Source organism: Paenibacillus zanthoxyli JH29 (assembly GCF_000520715.1).
In the GTDB taxonomy this organism is placed as follows: Bacteria; Bacillota; Bacilli; order Paenibacillales; family Paenibacillaceae; genus Paenibacillus_AQ; species Paenibacillus_AQ zanthoxyli.
Map to the genome: position 1 here is coordinate 1 of NZ_ASSD01000550.1, position 1,259 is coordinate 1,259.

Annotated in this window: 2 protein-coding genes; both read right to left on the minus strand. The window is 60.9% G+C overall.

Annotated features, from left to right (window positions below; translation table 11 throughout):
- Positions 1–54: 54 nt before the first annotated feature.
- On the minus strand, positions 55–768 hold the full coding sequence (locus L691_RS0121555; RefSeq protein ID WP_332249109.1) for an ABC transporter permease: 714 nt from the start codon (positions 766–768) through the stop codon (positions 55–57).
- A partial coding sequence (locus tag L691_RS33070; protein ID WP_025692397.1) for an ABC transporter ATP-binding protein occupies positions 768–1,259 on the minus strand: 492 nt, incomplete at its 5' end. The genes L691_RS33070 and L691_RS0121555, both read right to left, overlap by 1 nt.

Consider the following 1,259-nt stretch of genomic DNA (forward strand, 5'->3'; position numbering starts at 1 on the left):
CCGGACAGCTTCAGTCTTTCGGCTGACAGAATTCTCAGAAACATCTTCATGCTGTCAGCTCACATCCTTCCTTGCGAAATGCGCCGCTCCCGGCAGCAGTACCAGCAGGCCCAGCGCGAGTCCCGCCCCCGCAAAATAGAGACGGTGCGGACCGCTCCACGCGAGGTAGGGCCAGTTAATCGGCAGCCACTCCGATAGAGTGGTTGTAAAAGGCGACACAATAGCGCAAATGACGCCGATTGAAACCGGCAGCGCCTGATTCCGGAAGGCCAGCGACAGCCACAGCTGAAGTGCGACAAAGGGCATAACGGCGGCGTAAGACAGAAAGCCGATGCGCAAAATGTCATGGACCGGAATCGCGGAGGCCCCGAAGCCGAAAATCAGCCCAAGCGCGGTGACGAAGCCGGAGAGCAGCAGACAGGACATGGCCAGGAGCAGCAGGCACAGCAGCAGCTTGGATGCGAACACCGCTGTGCGCGAGACCGGAAGGGCGAGAAGCTGCTTCCACGCGCTGGTCTGGTGCTCAATATTGGACATCAGGGAGCAGACCAGCGTACCGCCCAGAAAAAGCGCCACAGGTACAAACTGCACGGTGTTATCCAGCAGTCCGCCCCATAAGTCCTTGGCATATCGCTGCTTCATATAATCGAAGCGGAGGCCGAAATTGAGCGCCTGCAGCGCTGTAACGCCGAGGGGTCCCACAAGCGCCAGAAGCCAGAGGCCCTTGCCCCGGATTTTCAGCCAATCGGCCGCGAGCAGCCTGTTCATCACAGCCCCTCCCTTTCCACAACCTGCAGAAAGAATTCCTCAAGAGACTGCCGCTGCTCCTCCACCCGGTAAATGGCGTGTCCTTGCTCGACCAGAGCCTTGACCAGCAAGGCGACCTGCGCATCGTTCATTCCGGAGAAGCGGAGCTCGCCTGTGCGCAGCATGCCGTCATAACCTCTGCGGAAAGCTTCCTCCAGAGCGGCCTCCGGCTCCGACACGACCAGCCGCATCTCTCCCGCCGAGCGCTGGCGGAGATGGGCAATCGTGTCCTGGTAGATCATCCGGCCTTGGCGGATGATGCCGACCGTTCCAGCCATCTGCTCGATTTCGCTCAGCAGATGGCTGGACACGAGCACGGTAATGCCGTGCTCCTGCGGCAGCGACATAATCAGGCTGCGGATCTCCTGAATGCCGGACGGGTCGAGCCCGTTCGTCGGCTCATCCAGAATGAGCAGCTCGGGGCTGCCGAGCAGCGCGGCGGCGATGCCGAG